This is a genomic window from Rhodoferax antarcticus ANT.BR (assembly GCF_001938565.1).
GTDB lineage: Bacteria > Pseudomonadota > Gammaproteobacteria > Burkholderiales > Burkholderiaceae_C > Rhodoferax > Rhodoferax antarcticus.
In genome coordinates this window covers 104,226-121,250 of the sequence record NZ_MSYM01000020.1, presented here as the reverse complement: position 1 = coordinate 121,250, position 17,025 = coordinate 104,226, and the positions used below count along the sequence as shown (strand labels likewise).

Here is a 17,025-nt window from a genome sequence, read left to right as displayed (position 1 = left end):
TCTTATTTTTACGATTCGCATTCAATTGTGTTGCAAAGATTGTAACGCTATAAATAAATGATAAAATAGAGATTCAACTTAGAGAGAGTTTTCTGATGTTTTCGACTGACACAGCCATGACAAATACTCCCGTATTTGATGGACGATCATTTGCTCAATATCGATACCAAGCACGTCACATTGAGCCGCTTGAGCCTGGCGCTGGCGTCAACCTTGTTGGCAAGATCCAGACCTTGCGGGTACTGGCTTCAGGGTGGGCGATTGGCCGAATTTCAACTGAAGACCGTGGCGATGTCAACGTCAATGGCAATGCGCTGGCCGGTCTGACCGAAAAAATGACCTACGAATTTTCCGGTCTGGTCGAAAATCACAAAACTTACGGACTGCAACTCAAAGTTGAAACCGTTGGCCTGCATGTGCCAAGCAACGGCAAGGGAATTGAGAAATTTTTGCTGCAGAACTACAAAGGCATTGGCAAAAAAGCTGCCGAAAAAATCGTGACCTATTTTTCCAAACAGTCAGGGGGTTTGGATCAGTTTCGAAGTGATCTGTTGGCCAACCCGTACTCAATGGACTTCTCTGTGGCTGGGATTAAGCGCAAGACGAGTATGGATGGATCTCAAGACTTGAAGGGTCTGATCTACATGGACATCGCCACAAAAATCGGCGGTGTCGAGCTGGGCGACAAGCTGCTACGCAAGATCGCTGGTCATTTGGAAGATGACGCAAAGAAATCGGCAAATCCGATTGAAAAGGCCTGGTCAATTCTGACTTCGAACCCCTACGCACTGATTCGCACTTTGGATGGCTATGCCTTCCGAACAGCGGATATTATCGCTCGAAAATTGAATTTCGACATGAACCGGATTGAACGACGTGGCGCACTGGTCACTTTTGCGGTCACGGAAGGGTGTAATTCAACGGGTCACAGCTTTTTGACCATGGGTGACTTCAACAAGATCATCAGCAAGATCGACAACACCGTGGACGTGTCCGAGGCCATTCAAGCAGCCATCGAGATGGAAGAGCCGCTAATTCAGGATCATGGTCGGTTTTATGTGGACACCATTTTTCAGGCAGAGCGTTCACTGGCTTGGAATCTGGCGCAACGATGCTCGCGTCATTTGCGAAGCCAGATCCACAATGGTTCAGACCAAGATGTTCGCAATGCAATCGATGATGCTGAGTCGAAGATGCGGGAGTACACCAAGAATGAAAATTGGGTGCTGGATGATTCGCAGTGGCAATGCATTTACGGCCTTTTGACTTCTTTTGAACCTGTCCACACGATCACGGCTGGACCGGGCTGCGGCAAGACAGCCATCATGGAGCTGGTGGTGCAGATCCTGGAGGGCCGCACCAAACACGTCAACAACCCAGAAACCAATGAAATTGAGGTTGTTCCCTACAAGGTTGGGTTTTGCGCCCCAACAGGCAAGGCAGCGAAGGTGCTCAACGCCCGCATTAAACGCTTTGGAGCGATCTCAACGACGATTCACACCCTATTAGGGGTGCGGGGATCAAAAGAGCAAGATGACGACGGGAATTCGGTGAGCGGCATGTTCATGCACAACCACAACAACCGGCTTGACCTTGATCTGCTGATTGTTGATGAAACAAGCATGATTGACGTTGCTTTGATGGGTTCGCTTGTGTCAGCGATGCGTGATGATGCGCATATTGTTTTTTTGGGCGACCCCAAACAGTTGCCCTCAGTGAGTCCAGGCGCTTGCCTTGCGAACTTTCTGGAGATGCCTTTTGATCACCACGAACTCACCAGCACACACCGATCTGATGGCGGTATTCTTGAAGTAGTACGTCTGGCCGGGTTGGGTCGAGTTGATTTTGTGCAGCGCCCGGATGTTGAATTTATCGACGGTTTGCCACCAGCAAGTGATGAGTCGATTGAGCGTGTACTTGACCTCTATTGCACCTCTGTTGACAGCAACCTGGGGGACTTCTCCAAAGTTGGATTGTTGATAGCCAGGCGCAAAGGTGATCCCAATTCAGCGGGTTGGAATTCGACATACCTCAATGCGGTTTTACGTGAGAGATACAACCCCGAGTTGGTCGGCGGGGTAGGGGTTCGCGGTATCGAGGGCTTGGCTCACGCCAATGTTGGTCAGAAGGTGTTTGGCACGCGCTACCGGGTGGGGGACAGGGTAATAATTCGCAAAAATTTAGTTGTTCCACAGGGCGACGATGACGATGCGCCCGTAGAGCAGGTTGTCAACGGCGATACCGGATCAATCACTGACTACATTGCGGCAAAAGGCGATGTGACCTATGTGGCGCTTAATTTGGATGATGGGCGCTCAATCGTCTTGCCAGTGGAGCACATGGATGTGCTGGACTTTTGTTATGCCATGACCGTGCATTCGAGCCAGGGCAGTGAGTACAACCACATTATTTTCATCAACGTTAACGGGCATTCGTCTTTCGTTCATCGCGGCATCGCCTTCACAGGGTTTAGCCGGGCGAAACGTAAGTTAACAGTGATCGGTGATTTTGACGCCATCCGAAGTGTTGTGGCTCGCAAGTGCCCGGAACGCAATTCGTACCTGGTACAGCGTTTCTTCAGACATCTTGAGAAGGCCAAAAGCAACGCCCATCATTGATTGATTGAGTGCTTTTTTGCCCGCTATTACTTTGTCCCAATAATTAATTCTCAAAACTCTATGACCGCCGTTTTCTTTGATGCCGTATTTGACGGAACTGAATATGGTCTAAAAATGCGTTATGTAAACGCTGGACTTGTTGATTATATTAAGACAAGTCCTGTGGTTCGTGGTTTTTTCATTGGCGATAAAACACATCCATATTACAGTTACTGGAGATTTAACAAATTACTGTTTGACACCAATGATATTCTTATCCCGTGGATAGGAGGGTTAGCTGAAGCGTCTGGTTATGATTTTGATGTGCTGCAGACTGAACTTAACAATATTCTCTGCAGCGCAAAGGATATGCCCAATGCCTTTGCGCATGGACTAACTCAGACCATTTGTCCACTGGCAAAAAGTGGCGATCCGTTGAAGGCTTCTGAGTTCTTGGTGTTTGGATCGCAGTACCATGGCTCTACCTTAACCTTGTTTAGATCAATGCATGGACAGTGGGCACGACAAGCTCGTGGCTGGTATGTATCTGATACATCCCTGGCGATGTTGACAAATAACTTAATGATGCAATCTGGTTATACAGAAAGTCAGATTTTCGTTAAGGAAGGGAATTTTTCACTTTACGATGGAGTTTTAAGTGTTGACCACGACGTGCCAACATTGGGATTGCCTGATATTTTACTCAGAGAACAAACTGAGTTCAACGATAAAAACAAAGACTTTGAAATTGAAGATAGTATCAACGCCCAAGTTCAGGCAACGGTATCTGCAATAAAACGTACTGGTATTGAATTCGCTGATATTAAGTCATTGCTACCTACAAAAAAGGGAATGTTACTCAAGCACCAGCGCGAAGGAGTCTTGTTTTTAACTCAACGCACAGGCGCATTGTTGGCCGATGAGATGGGCACGGGAAAAACACGTACTGCTATCGTTGCCTCCTACATCATCAAAGGCTTCGTAAACATCCAAGATTCAAATCGATATACGGTAATTGTTGCGGCTCCGAAAGCTGTTATTTTCAAGTGGCGCAGAGAGATCCTGGCTGTGTATCCTAACGAATCTGTGCATGTTTTGCAGGCTGGCCAATCACTCGAAGCTGTAGCTCCAAACACGAATTGGATCATCACAAATTACGAACAATTAGAGCGCATGGGTGATTTGGCGAATAGTGCCGCAGTGTTATTGATAGACGAAGCACACAAGCTCAAAGAATCCATGACGCTACGGACACGGATTGCTTTTGAAATCGCTTCACGAGTTCCTAATAGGTATTTACTGACGGCCACACCGATTCTGAATCGTGAATCCGAAATGCACTCATTATTACGCTTGACTGGACACTCACTCGGGGATTTGACATTGAGCGACTTTGAAACTCAGTTTTCGGGTAGTCCAGATTTTCGTAAAAACCTAAATAAAAGTATCAAGGAAGACTGGATGTTGCGCCGTCTGCAAAGCAAAGTTTTGCGGGGAAAAATTCCAGGCAAACGCCACGACTATCAATTGGTCAAGATGGTCAAAGGCCAACATAAAGAATATCTGCTGCAACTCAATGAAGGAACACATTCACTCACTCGCCTACACCATGCGCGACGATTCCTTGAAGAAGGCAAAGTAAGTCTTGCGGTGAAATATCTTAAATCGATACCAACAGATGAAAAACTCATAGTTTTTTGTGAGTATGTCGAGTCCGTCAATATGTATTCTGTAGCCTTGACTAGCGACTCTGTTAAATCAGTTGTTGTGACTGGACAATGCAGCGATCAAGCCAGAGATAAGGCCATTGAATCATTTCAAACGGACGATTCCGTTCGTTCTATTGTGCTGACTTATGCCACTGGAGCAGAGGGCATTGATTTGTGGCGTGGAAATCACGTTTTTCTTGCCTTGCAACCTTATGTTCCTGCCACCCAATCGCAGGCCGAGGATAGGGCAAATCGACTAGGGCAAACCCGGCAAGTGAAGATCGTTGTGCCTATCTTTCAAAACACGCTTGATGAGCAATTGAGGGAATTATTGAATTTCAAATCGTCGATTGCCAGGGAGGTCATCGACCCTGATGAGGTTGAAAGATTCAACAAATCGGCACTGATAAAGGCTATCGCAAGACAGTAAGCAAAGGCACTGTGCGTAGCGGCTCCCTTACCAAAAGTGCAGCTTCTTTTTTGACTTTTTTTACTTTTGGTATAGCCAATATAAGTTATGCACTGACAATTTCGTCAGGCGACTATTTTGGAGATTTTAAAAATGAGCAACAAACAGTTTGTAAGTGTCCCTGTTTATTTAATGCAATCTATTCTCTTGATGGCGACTTCTCATGTTCAGGACATCATTACAGGCCTCGAAGATGGTACTTATCTGAAGGAAGACAATGAGGATCTTTCGGACAAGCAATCTTCTGTAATTTATGCAGATCAGCTTCTCTCTGATGCGCTGGATTCTCATGCATTTTCCGGTATGACATTTTTCTTTGGTGCTGACAATTGTCTTTCAAACTGGCATCCGGCCCGGTTTGTTGTTAAGGGTATTGGGTTTGTAAATTGCGAACAATTTATGATGTTTTGTAAAGCCAAACTCTTCGACGATGAGGAATCAGCATCCAAAATTTTGGCCGCAACATCTCCGCGAGAACACAAACTTTTAGGGCGTCAAGTTAAGGGTTTTGTTGATTCTGTTTGGAACGAAAAATGTGATGAGTACGTTCGTATAGGGTGCATGGCAAAGTTCAGCCAAAACCCGTCGATGTGCGATGCATTGTTGGCAACCCAAGGCACTGAGCTTGTTGAGGCTAGTCCATACGACAAGATTTGGGGTGCTGGCTTGTCAGAAGATGACCCTCGGATTCTGGATAAGTCCAAGTGGCCAGGCCAAAATCGGCTTGGTAAAGTGTTGATGTCGGTGCGGCTTGATTTGGCGCACTCCATCTTTGCAAAGACTGGCCACGCTCACTGATGGTCCGGTGAAGCCTCGTGCTTCGTTGTCAAACCCTAAAGGCTGTCTCTCACTCATTTGTGATTGACGGCCTTTTTCTTGTTTTGCAGTGGATTCGGTTATTATTGCAAAATATGTTCTTTGCAACACAGATGTTTAACCACGTTTTTAGGTGACACTCAATGATCTCGAAGCGATTACGGCCAGCCTTGTTTGTGTGTGCAGTTGCTTCGGCTGTCTTTAACTCAGCAGCTCAAGACTTGTCAACGATGACCCCGGCAAACGCTGCCGCTGCCGCTGCCGCAGCTCAGGCAGATGGACAAGCCCTTGGCAACACACAATTGTCAGGCCCGGCTACCCCTGCAGTCTTGATCCCTATGGGAGCAACGCCTGGTGCGAACAACATCATGGGAAGCCAGTACACAGGATCAGCAGATCCGGCCTTGACGGGGCTTGTCACCAATCCATCGCTTGTTGTCACAGGTGGGGCTGCAAAAACCACTTCCGTCAATGGTTTTACGGGCTATACAAATAATCGACTAGACCAAAGCAACCAAGCTGCTTATTTTGTGACGCAAACGCCGATCTTGGTCCCTTCAGTTCCGATCAGTGACCCGCTGCGTACCATTGCAACCCTACCGATCGCAACTGCACCTTTTGTGTCGAGTACATCAGCACCTGTTTGTGGCGCAAATTTCACGACAACGCCGATTGATACATCACAGGCTCATACCTGCACTGAAAGCTATATCCCCTACGTTGTTTCATGTAGCAGTAGTCTGGTTGTGAATGTTGATCACCATGCAACTTGCAATATTGGTCAAGCATATTCGGTATCTATGTGGAGTACGTCTGGCATGGGCAGCGATGGATGTCAAGGCGGGGACCATCTGATTGCTCAATGGACTTGTACTACCAGTGATTATCCAGTCATAGCAATGGCCACCAACTCAAAAGGAAACAGTGATAGATGGGCGGTTGTGCCAACAGGAAATTCGGCTGTTGTACAAGTTTACGGAGGTTGTTACGCAAGATATACAAATACAACAACCTGCCTAAACGGTGAATGCAGCGGTTCGTATTTAATGCAAATTGGTATTATGAAAACGCCTAAAGCGTGTGATCCTGGTGATTTAACAATTAGTAGTAAACAATGCCTTCATACAGTTGGAATTTGTGGATCAAGAGCGGGTTGCACCCAAACATATTATCCTCCCAGACCAACTGGACCGGCTGCATTTGTAGAGACAAGCTTTGGCGCTGGTTCACGAATAACTGCAAGTGGTCTATTTTCTATGGCAGAAACAATTGTCAAGCCTACTGTAGATTCAACCAGTTGCAATGCTCTAAAGGCCTACGCGCAATGAATAGGTCAATAATTACAATTGCATTGGCTGCAATTTCTCCACTTGTTATTGCAGACATACTTCCAGGTACAGTCATGTGCATGCTCGGCAGTGTACCTCATCCAGTTGATTACTGTGTTGATGCAACGCCATGCAAAACGATTAACTCTCAAACTATTTGTTTAACCGGCGCATTCATGCATCCGGCTGGATCATTCACAGTTCCTCAAACGTGTTGGAACACAATGACAGACTACACTTGTTTGCAGTATCAGACTGACTGTTTACCTTTTTCTTCAAACTCGTATTGCACCGAGCAAGGAACAGGGGTTTGCAGTATGGGCGGTAACGGTCTACCAATGACTTCGCCATACCCTAAACTTGGCCCATGTTTATCGACGACACATACTTATCAATGTGTTGACCCATCGCAACCGTCATTACCACCATCGACCGCAAGTGGCTGCACGATTTCATCATCTCTAAATGGTTTGGACTGGTCATACGCAACACCGTCAGCAGCAGATGATTTTATAGCAGCATCAACAGCTCAGGAATTTGCAAGGCAACTCGTCACCTATGGGTATGATGCCAGTGGGAGTCTTAGCAATCTTTTTCACGGCACCGCAATGACGTGCGCAGATGGCTACATTGGTCTAAAGAACTGCTGCGTTGGTAGTTCTGGCACGCCTACTACAAACTACAAGGCGTCAGGTATGTTAGGCAACGTGGCAGGCATGGGTTTAAAGGTAGGCGCAACGTATGCCGCCAAATACGGAGCGCCGTATGTTTACGATTTAATGATGGCTAATGTCGCTCCTGAATTTTTGCAAAGCGGCGTTGCTAGCATGGCCAACAGCTTGCAGAGCTTTGGTTCTAATCCGTTGAATGGCGTTGGCATGTATGGTTTTGGTTTGACACCAACAGCAGCCGGTGGCTTTTTTGGTACTTCAGCATCAGCTCAAATTGGGACTTCTGGTGTTTACTTTAACCCTTATGCATTGGCAGCAGCAGTAGCTATTCAGGTCATTATGGCGGCATTGGCGTGCGATCAGGAAGAAATGGATTTAGCAAATCTCAAAGGACAAAATCTTTGTCACTATGTCGGTTCTTACTGTTCCCATGAGTTGAAGTTCTTTGGTGCTACTATAGCCTGCCTTGAAACAACTGAATCATATTGCTGTTTTAATGGGTTACTTGCAAAAGGCATCATGGAAGGCGCTCATACACAACTTGGCATATCGTGGGGTTCAGGAAAATCACCCAATTGTTCTGGATTATCTACCACGCAAATTCAAGCGCTCGATTTGTCAGGCCCAGCATTTACATCAGTAATGGAGCCATTCAGACAAAGTGTAATGAATCATTACACCAATGATGTTTTACCAACGACCAGCGGTGGAGCATTTCAAAGTGCCACACAAACAAAAGCCACAAGTAATTTTCATGATCTTTGTTTGCAAAAACAACTTTCTGACACTACAATAACTTGTCCATAGGGGAATCCATGAAAACCATTTATAAGTTGTTGTTCGTCTTCGCATTTATTCATAATTCTTATGCCGGTACATTCGCCGGAAAAGAAGATATTTTTGGATGTGGCACGGTGGTTTCTGTTCGTAAAACGAATCAAGCACCCCTGAATGATTCCGAGTATCAAGCTGAATTTAATAGCATTAACTCGTCATCAACCTTTGTCCAAATATTAGGTGGCACGGTTGTTGGTGCTGTAGTTGGTGCTATAGTTGGTAGCGCGACTGATATGGTTGTGAATGCCAACAAAGATTCCGTGGCTGTGAACGAACCAAAAGAAGGCTGGACAATTATTAAAGCCGTCAAAATACGTCTTGATGATGATCGAGAGATCAATCTGCCGTTGACGGATCGCCCTGGTAACTACAAGGCAGGTCAGCGATACATGCTTGGTTACAACAAGCAGTTTGACAACATTCAGCTTGTGTTTAAGGGTGCACACGTTCCCAATCAAGGTGATGAGCCGCGTTACTCCAACTATTGCCGTTTGCGTATTGAAAAATCGGTGGCAGATGAAATGGTGACAAGAAGCGCGTCATTGGTGGATGAATCGAAAATCTTTGGAGAATGATCTTGAATATACGCACGTTTGTCTTGTTGTTTATCTTTGCCGGGTGTGCCTTTCGCGCATCTGCCGAAGAAACCATGATTTCGAAACCTGCAGGGCGCGAGATGACGAGCGGTGAAGCTTTCAAGGAGGCGATTCGCACGGGTATGGCTCAGGGTGTCCTCGTTGGGCCTGAAGCAGATCGATTGAAACGGGAAACCCGCTCTAACGAACTCACATTGATTCAGGTTGAAAAAGGTGAAGTTAAAGATGGTGGTTGCCAAGTTTTAGTCATGACCTTGACGCAGCCAAATGTGCCGACCCGCACTGGCGCTAACGCGGGAAATTACGTGTCAAAGACTCGGTTAACTCTATGCAAGGATGGAAGTCAACCCTTGGTTGAAGTGATTGGTTGCTCTGTTGGCATGGCAAATTGCATGCCTCAATAGTTTTAAAAAATACTTGTTATAATGTTTGCAACATGACCATACTTTACAAACATTCCTTAATTGCCGTGGCGATTTCTGTGGCTGGCTTGGCTGGTGGTTGCTCAAGTGTTAGTCTTGTTCAGCCTGTTGTACCTGCTCCGGTGCTTGCTTCACGGGTCGTTCCTAATGGTATTGAGTCTGCACAAAGAGCATTGCCAACATTGATCGGCAACAGCACTCAGCCAGCGCACTATGACCACGTTTACATCGATTCAAAAGATGCTGCAGCCAGGTCGCTCAAGACAATCACTCTTGATGATGCTATCGCTCACGATGTACTGGCTTCGAATCCACTGCCGGTTGTTCGTCAAGAGATCGACCCCGATAAATTGAAATGGTTGACGTTCAACAAGGCTGATCGCCGTCCGACCAGTCTTGAAGGGGTTGGCGGCTATGGTGTTGGTGATGGAAACTACGTTGAAGTCAATTTCGACACTGACAAGACCGAAATTCTCAACAAAGACAAAGTTCTTCCATTGATCAAAAAAGCCTCTCGTGTGACCGGCTTTTTTTATGTAGTCGGATATGCCGATGAGACTGGCATCGAGGCGAAGAACAAAACACTTTCACAAAACCGTGCCATCTCTGTCAAAGACCTGTTGACTGCGGCCAATATTCATGAATCTCGCATTCATGACTCTGGAGCAGGCGTGTCCCGCACTTATCCAGACCTCGCATCCAATCGCCGTACTTCAATTTCTTTCAAAGTGGATGGTGATCAATGAAAAGCACGAAGATTCCACGCTATATCGATAGCACCCCGCAACTCTTTTTTTGGGAGCTGGATGAGTTTGTTATTTTGATGTCTGGCTTTGCCCTTGGTATTTTGGGGGGAGGTCTATGGACGTTGGTTGGACTTGGTTTTGGTTTTTTTCTGGTCAATGTTTTTAGGAAATACAAGGACGGTGGCTTGCCAGGTCAGTTGAATCACATAGCGCACTGGCACAACGGAATAAACATCAACTCCCGCTTCCCAAATGGCGGGGTTCGCAGGATATTTAAATGAATCTCAATGCTCACAGTAATAACATTGTTTCGCTCAAGCGATCAAATTCACTTTTGGCTGTCGCTTGCGTAGTGATGGCTTTGACGATAGCGATGATGGCAATCTCAAGCAGTTCCAAACACGAACGAATTGTCATTGTGCCGCCTGGTTTGAGTGGTTCTGTCGAGGTTGATTGGGGTGGTGCCAGCGCTGAATACATCAAGTCCTTTGGCATTTTTTACGCAACTTTGGTAGGAACGATTTCTCCCAAAAACGTAACCTACGTTGCCGACCGTCTGTCGTCAATGACCACTGTTAATTCCTATTCCGTGATTAGAAAGCGGTTGCTGTCTTTGGCGCTTGACCCTCAGTTTGTTAACAGTGGGTCTTCGGTGAATTTTGTGTCGAGTGAAGTTGTTTACGAACCCGAGCGCAAGAAAGTTTTTGTGATCGGAGAGAGCCGCGTTCAGTCGGGCTACGGCGAAGTAAAGATCACGCCAATCGTGTATGAAATGGATATTGAAATTTTGGAAGGTCGCCCTGTGGTCATGCTCCTTGACAACTATGTTGGTACAGCGCCAAGGACAGCTAAATGGATATTGGAACACCCACCTGTGAAAAAGGACTCACAATGAAAAAACAATTTTTAATATCCTTTGTTTCATTGGCCTGTGCGTCAGCGTTCGCTCAATCGTCTGATTTACAAACACCTGATGGTGGTCCTGTTGTGCCGGTTGCGGCGGCACAATCGTCAAATTTCGTTGTCATCCCAAAGAAGGGTTTCATTGTTGTTCCTTCACGAAAGGAAGCTCCTGCAGCCCGCGCTGAATTAAGAGCATCGGTTTCTCCTGGGGCTCTGGATTTGCCGCTACCAAAGCCGCTCAAGGCTGACGCGCAATTGTTACCTGGTCTTGGCATGATGCCGGGAACAATCACTGAGAACAAAATCAAATCAGTGAAAGTTGGGACGGACAGGAATGAACGTATCTATGTCTCATTGACTCAACTCAACAAGATTGCCACACCATTTGCAAATCCAAAGGCTATTGATGTCACTGGTGCGAGTCTCAAAGCTGTTGGTCAAGACATATTTGTACAGCCGTCAAGCGATCAGCCAATCACCATTTATCTCAGTGATGGTGGTGCAGGTCAATCAATCGGTTTAACGCTTGTTCCTATCGCTAATTTGCCAGCTCAATCGATTGTTATTGAGCCTGAAGCTGGAACCATGAAAAACTTACCAGAGCAAACGGCTTTGGATGATTTTGTACCAAGCGATTACGTCGGACGCATTACGTCGCACATCAAACAATTGGCCCTGGGTAAAACGCCAAGTGGTTTTTCAAAGAGCAAACTGCCATTGGCGATAGCCAACAATTCGCAAATGGCGTTCGAAACCCAATTCAAATACGTTGGTTCAAGTTACGACATTTTTAGTTACAAGTTGACTTCGATTTCATCCTCACCTGTTGAGCTGAGCGAAGAGACTTTTTACACCCCGAACGTGCGGGCAGTTGCGTTCTATCCGAATGCCATGCTTCAGCGCGGTCAGACAACGAATGTCTTTGTGATTTCTAATCACACGGGGGGTTCTAAGTGAGCGCTATAAAAAAACCATCGCTTGTCGATAACTTCAAAGCCCTACCGTCGGGTACACGTAACGGCATCATTCTTGGTCTGGTTGTTTTGGGCATGTTTGTTTACGGCACGATGAATGACACGGGGCCGAAAACTAAGGTCAAGAACAAGGAACAACGTGATTCATTTTCGGTGGCCAATCCCGGATCGACTCAAGCCACTGAAGGGATTGCTTCTGGACTGAGTGTGGCAGAGAAAAAACAAAAAGATCTGGAACAACAAATCGAGCTACTAAAGCTACAAAACAAACAAATTATCGAAGGCTCTAGTATTGATGGTAAGTGGAATGACATTGCGGCGTTGACTGCGCAAGTTCAAGAGTTGAAGCAGCGGCTTGATTCTGGCAATGTGCCAGCGGCCAAACCCGATGCAACGGGCGCAACTGGTGCGGCACCAGGCAGTCTTAATTTGCCGCTACCGCCACCGCCCATGGGACATTCTGGAACAGAACAAGTGACTGCGCCTCCTGCTTCCAGTGGTCCAAACTCTCAACAACGAGAAATCCAGGTTATCGGAAATGATGCGTCTTCGCCAGGCTTAGTGTCTGCCAAGCAACGTACTGAGGTCATCGCAAATATCCCAGGCGGTTCGAGCTTTGAGGCTGTACTTTTGAATGGTATGGATGCGTCCACGGCGATGAGCGCAAACAAGACTCCTTCACCAGCAGTTTTGCGCATAAAAACGGATGCTATTCTGCCGTCGCTCTACAAATACGATCTCAAAGAATGCCTCGTTTTAGTCGGTGGCTACGGCAATATGAGTTCAGAACGTGTGGAGATGAGAACAGAAACGATGAGTTGCATAAACGAACGTGGCGAGGTCTACGAGGGCAAAATCGAAGCTTATGTGGTTGGGGAAGATGGCAAGGTTGGTGCTCGCGGTCGGCTAGTTTCCAAACAAGGCACGCTGCTTGCCAAGTCGTTTTTGGCGGGCCTTGCCAGCGGCATAGGAAGCGCCTTTACGCCGCAACCAGTTCAATCACTCAATATCGCTGGTGGCACTGAGCAGCCCTATCAGTATCCTACTGGCGATCAGATTATTGGTTCAGGCGTGGGCAAAGGTATGAATCAGGCCGGGTCACAGCTCGCAGCGTATTACCTGAAGGTTGCAGAACAACTTTTCCCAATCGTCGAGCTTGATTCAGGTCGCAAGATGACCATCGTTGTCCTGAAAGGCTTTGATCTAAAAATGGATAAAAAGCCAACATAGCTGTTTTTTTTGACATCGTTGAAATTTTGGATACAATCATTGCAACAAGCACATTTATGAAACATAAACGTTCGTTCTCCAACATCTGCACCATCGCTGCATCCCTGGTGATGGTTGGCACTGTGGCTGGCTGTGCTTCCCTTGTAAACACCGCTGACAATGCTGACTTCGGTTGTCCTGGCATGCCGCTGGGTGTGACTTGCAAAACGCCTGCTGCGGTGTACAACTCGACAAATGGTCAGCTACCAATCAGCGACTTTGACACGCCAATTGGAGCGAAGAAGCTAGCCAGTGGTGATGCCGGTGGTGAGATGTCTATCCCTGAGCCAAAGGCGTTTGCTGCTATGTCTGGCATGCCAGTCACCGTTGAAGCGACATCAAATTCAAGGCATGGTCCAAAGCCTGTGCGGGAGGCAGCTAAAGTTGTGCGGATCTGGATAGCTCCCTGGGTTGATAAAGAAGACAACTTGCATTTGGCTCAACTTCAATACACAGAAGTGACACCACGATACTGGACTGTTGGGATGGACGAAGTTAAGTCGGGTAGCTCCTATGTAATCCCGCACATTGCATTCAATAATATTCCCTTGCCAGTCGAAGCTGGCAAGAATCCGAATGATCGCTCGGTGGGGCGTTCGTCTGACGGTTCAAGGCCGCCAGTGTCATTACCACAAACACCAAGCGTGCAGCAATGAGCATTAGTGCCAGGTTAACTGCCGAAACATTATGATCTTTGCAACACATTCTTTTAGCATGAAATGAGGCCTCAATGAAATCTATCAAATCTTCCACCTTGACCGCTCTGGTTATTTTTGCTGCTCTGGCTGCTTCTGCCATTGCCGGTACTGACACGACGTTCGGTACGGCTACGACCGGCCCCTTGGGCACTTTGACAGGCTGGATGACTGGTTCTATGGGTCAATTGTTCGCAATTGGCGCGCTGTCTGTGGGGCTGGGTGTAGGGATTGTCAAGCAGTCGATCATGGCGGTGGTGATCGGCATTGCAGTAGCTTTGGCAGCCTCTACTGGCCCTACCGTTCTGGCTGCAATTTTCACTGCCGTTCTGTAAAAAGTCCGGGCTATCTGATGAGAATATGGCGCACTCGTTGCGCCATATTTTTTAGTGAAGTTAATTTTGAGTTCACATTAAATAGAGAGTAATTTTCGATGAATCTCCAAGGAAAATACGATCCGCTCGATGCTATTTTCTCGATGCAATCGTTTGACACAAAGACCAACACTTTTGCCGGGTATTATGACGGTGAAAAAGAGGTTTACTTAGGAGCCATGTGGTTAAGCGAACCAATGGTTGGCCTGGATGAAGGTCAATTGCTTTCTATTCAATCTGTACTCTCCAGTCCTTTTCAAAAAGAGACAATGATTCAAATCGGGCTTCTGAGTTCACCCGATTTTCAAAATACCATTTTTGAATACAAATATACGAAGCGCCATTGCAGCAATCCAATCATATCTGAGCTGGTAAAGCGTCAGGTCGATCTCATGACCAGTGGGCGGGATAAGCCTGTTATTGATGCCTCGGGTGTTTTGCTAAATAAAAAACGAGTAATAATTACTCTCAAATGCAAATTTGAAAAAGTGCTTATTGGAAACATCGTTGCTTTCAATGAGCAAGCTACAAAGGTTGAATCCAGCTTGCGGGCCAATGGTTTGATGGCGAAACGATCAAATGCGTCTGAATATCTCGGTATATGTCGGCTGATAACTCATTTGTATGATCCTTTTGATGATCGATACGATGAATCAATGACTCTCAACGAGCAGGTGTTTTACACTGGTGATGAGATAGTCATCAATAAGAATTTCATTGAATTTAACACTGGTGTTGAGAAGACAAGTAATTACTTTGCTAGTGCACTTTCACCAAAGTTCCTACCAAAAGACTTCAGCCTCGGTTTGATGAATTATGCTATTGGTGATCCGAAAGGGTTGAGCAATCAAATCAGACTCCCATATCTGATGATCATAACGCTGAATTATCCTGATCAGGTAGCAAAGAAAGCCGAAGTAAATAAAAAAGCAAGCTGGATCAATCACCAGCTTTTCGGTGGGTCTGCCAAGTTCATGCCAAATTTGGGGCTCAAAAAGGAAGGCTTCGACATCCTAAGCGATGAAATCGAACGCAATTCTGCCGTGTTGGTTGAGGCCACTTTTGCCTTATGGTTGTTTGGCCGCGATAAGGCTGATCTGCAGGCTCAAAATGATGACATCCGAAACTATTGGTCTTCGCTCGGTTTTGAGATGCGTGCTGATAAGTTCATTCTTGATGTGCTATTTTCGTATTGCATGCCGTTAAACCCAACTCTCAAGAGTGGTCAAGGTTTATTCAGAAAGCATACTTTAACTGCTTCACAGGCGGCTCAGTTTCTACCTGTTATCGCTGAGTGGAAGGGTTCTCCGCAGCCGACGGTTCTGTTGTCAACACGACGTGGTGAGGTCGGCGGATTTGATTTGTTCAAAAGTTCGAACAATTTCAATTGCTGCCTTATCAGTGCATCAGGCGCTGGCAAAAGTTTTGTTACCCAACGCATCATTGTTGACTATCTTGCCGAAGGCGCGAAGGTATGGGTTATTGATAGCGGTTATTCGTATAAAAAACTCGCGGCAGCTCAAGGTGGATCTTTTCTCGATTTTCAACCATCCAGCGATATTTGTCTGAATCCATTTACCTCGTATTTAGCAGAACGAGGCGGCGAAAGCAAAAATATCGACGAAGAAATGGAAATGATTTGCACTTTGCTCGAACGCATGGCGGCGCAGCGTGAATCTCTTGATGACATGGAGATTGAGACTCTAAAGAAGGCGATTCGCCAAACTTTTATTGAGCATCAGGGTTACACAACCATCCAAAATATTTCTGAATGGTTAACTGCTCAGTCGTCAGACCCGAGAGCACGGGATTTAGCCTTACGCCTTGACAGCTTTGCTTTCGGCCAGTACGCCAGGTTCTTTAACGGAGCTGCCAACGTCAACATGGAATCCGATTTCGTCGTTTGTGAGTTGGACGGTCTAAAGAATCAAAAAACATTGCAGCAGGTTGTTCTTCTTCAGCTTATTACGCAAGTCACCAATGACATGTACCTGTCAAACAAAACAGGGGAAACCAGAAAACGTTTATTGATTATTGACGAGGCATGGAGCCTGATAGACGATCCTGTGATGGGACGCGCAATGGAAACCGCGTTCCGAGTGGCGAGGAAGTTTAACAGCAGCATTTTCCTTGTCACTCAGGGTATTGGAGATATGTATAAATCTAGTGCCGGACAAACAATGATTGAAAATTCTTCTTGGCAGATTATTCTCCAACAAAAGGTTGAAGCAATTGAATCTGTTAGAAACGCCGGTCAATTGACGCTTGATCAGTATTCTTATGAAATGCTGAAGACTGTGCAAACGGTTCCTGGCCAATATTCAGAAATGATGATCATCAACAATGGAGCCGCAGGCATTTTCAGATTGACGGTAGACCGCTTCACTCAAATTATGTTTTCAACCACCGGTGCGGAGCGGGCAAAAATTTTGCAGGATATTGATGATGGTGTTGATGTTATTGAATCAATCCAAAATTACATCGTTGGAGATGATTCATTTCAACGATTTACCGAGATTCGCCATTTGATGAATGAAATGCTTTCACAAGGCAAACACAAATCCGAGGTGTCGAAAATGTTAAAAATGGCAATTACAGAAGTTGATTTGATGGAGTAAG

General features: G+C 46.1%; 15 protein-coding genes. All 15 read left to right on the top strand.

Features of this window, described 5'->3' with window-relative positions; all coding sequences use genetic code 11:
- The first annotated feature begins 95 nt into the window (after positions 1-95).
- The 15 genes from BLL52_RS19300 to traC all read left to right on the top strand — a co-directional run bounded on the left by BLL52_RS19300 (position 96) and on the right by traC (position 17,024).
- A complete protein-coding gene (locus BLL52_RS19300) occupies positions 96-2,618 on the top strand; it encodes an AAA family ATPase (protein ID WP_075588254.1) in 2,523 nt (840 codons plus the stop codon).
- A 60-nt stretch (positions 2,619-2,678) separates the two neighbouring features.
- Positions 2,679-4,736: a DEAD/DEAH box helicase gene (locus tag BLL52_RS19295; RefSeq protein ID WP_075588253.1), complete on the top strand. Its 2,058-nt coding sequence runs from the start codon at positions 2,679-2,681 to the stop codon at positions 4,734-4,736.
- A 132-nt stretch (positions 4,737-4,868) separates the two neighbouring features.
- Complete coding sequence (locus tag BLL52_RS19290; RefSeq protein WP_241839295.1) at positions 4,869-5,573, top strand: NADAR family protein; 705 nt, start codon at positions 4,869-4,871, stop codon at positions 5,571-5,573.
- A 248-nt stretch (positions 5,574-5,821) separates the two neighbouring features.
- Complete coding sequence (locus tag BLL52_RS20870) at positions 5,822-6,919, top strand: hypothetical protein (protein ID WP_206744503.1); 1,098 nt, start codon at positions 5,822-5,824, stop codon at positions 6,917-6,919.
- Entirely contained in the window at positions 6,916-8,397 is a 1,482-nt protein-coding gene (traN, locus tag BLL52_RS19285; RefSeq protein ID WP_338065753.1) for a conjugal transfer protein TraN, read from the top strand. Before BLL52_RS20870 ends, traN begins: the two co-directional genes overlap by 4 nt.
- Before the next feature lie 8 nt (positions 8,398-8,405).
- Positions 8,406-9,002 (top strand): hypothetical protein, encoded by a 597-nt coding sequence (locus tag BLL52_RS20580; protein WP_139313501.1) that lies wholly within the window; start codon positions 8,406-8,408, stop codon positions 9,000-9,002.
- A 2-nt stretch (positions 9,003-9,004) separates the two neighbouring features.
- Entirely contained in the window at positions 9,005-9,427 is a 423-nt protein-coding gene (locus tag BLL52_RS19275; protein WP_139313500.1) for a hypothetical protein, read from the top strand.
- Between the two features lie 32 nt (positions 9,428-9,459).
- Positions 9,460-10,191: an OmpA family protein gene (locus tag BLL52_RS19270; protein WP_083634090.1), complete on the top strand. Its 732-nt coding sequence runs from the start codon at positions 9,460-9,462 to the stop codon at positions 10,189-10,191.
- Positions 10,188-10,472 (top strand): type IV conjugative transfer system protein TraL, encoded by a 285-nt coding sequence (gene traL / locus BLL52_RS19265; RefSeq protein ID WP_075588248.1) that lies wholly within the window; start codon positions 10,188-10,190, stop codon positions 10,470-10,472. Before BLL52_RS19270 ends, traL begins: the two co-directional genes overlap by 4 nt.
- Positions 10,469-11,086, top strand: a complete 618-nt coding sequence (locus BLL52_RS19260; protein ID WP_075588247.1) for a TraE/TraK family type IV conjugative transfer system protein — start codon at positions 10,469-10,471, stop codon at positions 11,084-11,086. The genes traL and BLL52_RS19260 overlap by 4 nt, the downstream gene beginning before the upstream one ends.
- Positions 11,083-12,051: a TraK domain-containing protein gene (locus BLL52_RS19255; RefSeq protein WP_158025717.1), complete on the top strand. Its 969-nt coding sequence runs from the start codon at positions 11,083-11,085 to the stop codon at positions 12,049-12,051. The genes BLL52_RS19260 and BLL52_RS19255 overlap by 4 nt, the downstream gene beginning before the upstream one ends.
- The gene (locus BLL52_RS19250) at positions 12,048-13,298 is read left to right on the top strand and encodes a TraB/VirB10 family protein (protein WP_075588245.1); all 1,251 of its coding nucleotides are present in this window, start codon (positions 12,048-12,050) and stop codon (positions 13,296-13,298) included. Before BLL52_RS19255 ends, BLL52_RS19250 begins: the two co-directional genes overlap by 4 nt.
- 26 nt (positions 13,299-13,324) lie before the next feature.
- Complete coding sequence (locus BLL52_RS19245; protein WP_139313499.1) at positions 13,325-13,993, top strand: TraV family lipoprotein; 669 nt, start codon at positions 13,325-13,327, stop codon at positions 13,991-13,993.
- Between the two features lie 74 nt (positions 13,994-14,067).
- The gene (gene traA / locus BLL52_RS19240) at positions 14,068-14,367 is read left to right on the top strand and encodes a TraA family conjugative transfer protein (protein ID WP_075588243.1); all 300 of its coding nucleotides are present in this window, start codon (positions 14,068-14,070) and stop codon (positions 14,365-14,367) included.
- A gap of 98 nt (positions 14,368-14,465) precedes the next feature.
- The gene (traC, locus tag BLL52_RS19235) at positions 14,466-17,024 is read left to right on the top strand and encodes a type IV secretion system protein TraC (protein ID WP_075588242.1); all 2,559 of its coding nucleotides are present in this window, start codon (positions 14,466-14,468) and stop codon (positions 17,022-17,024) included.
- The last annotated feature ends 1 nt before the right edge of the window (position 17,025 follow it).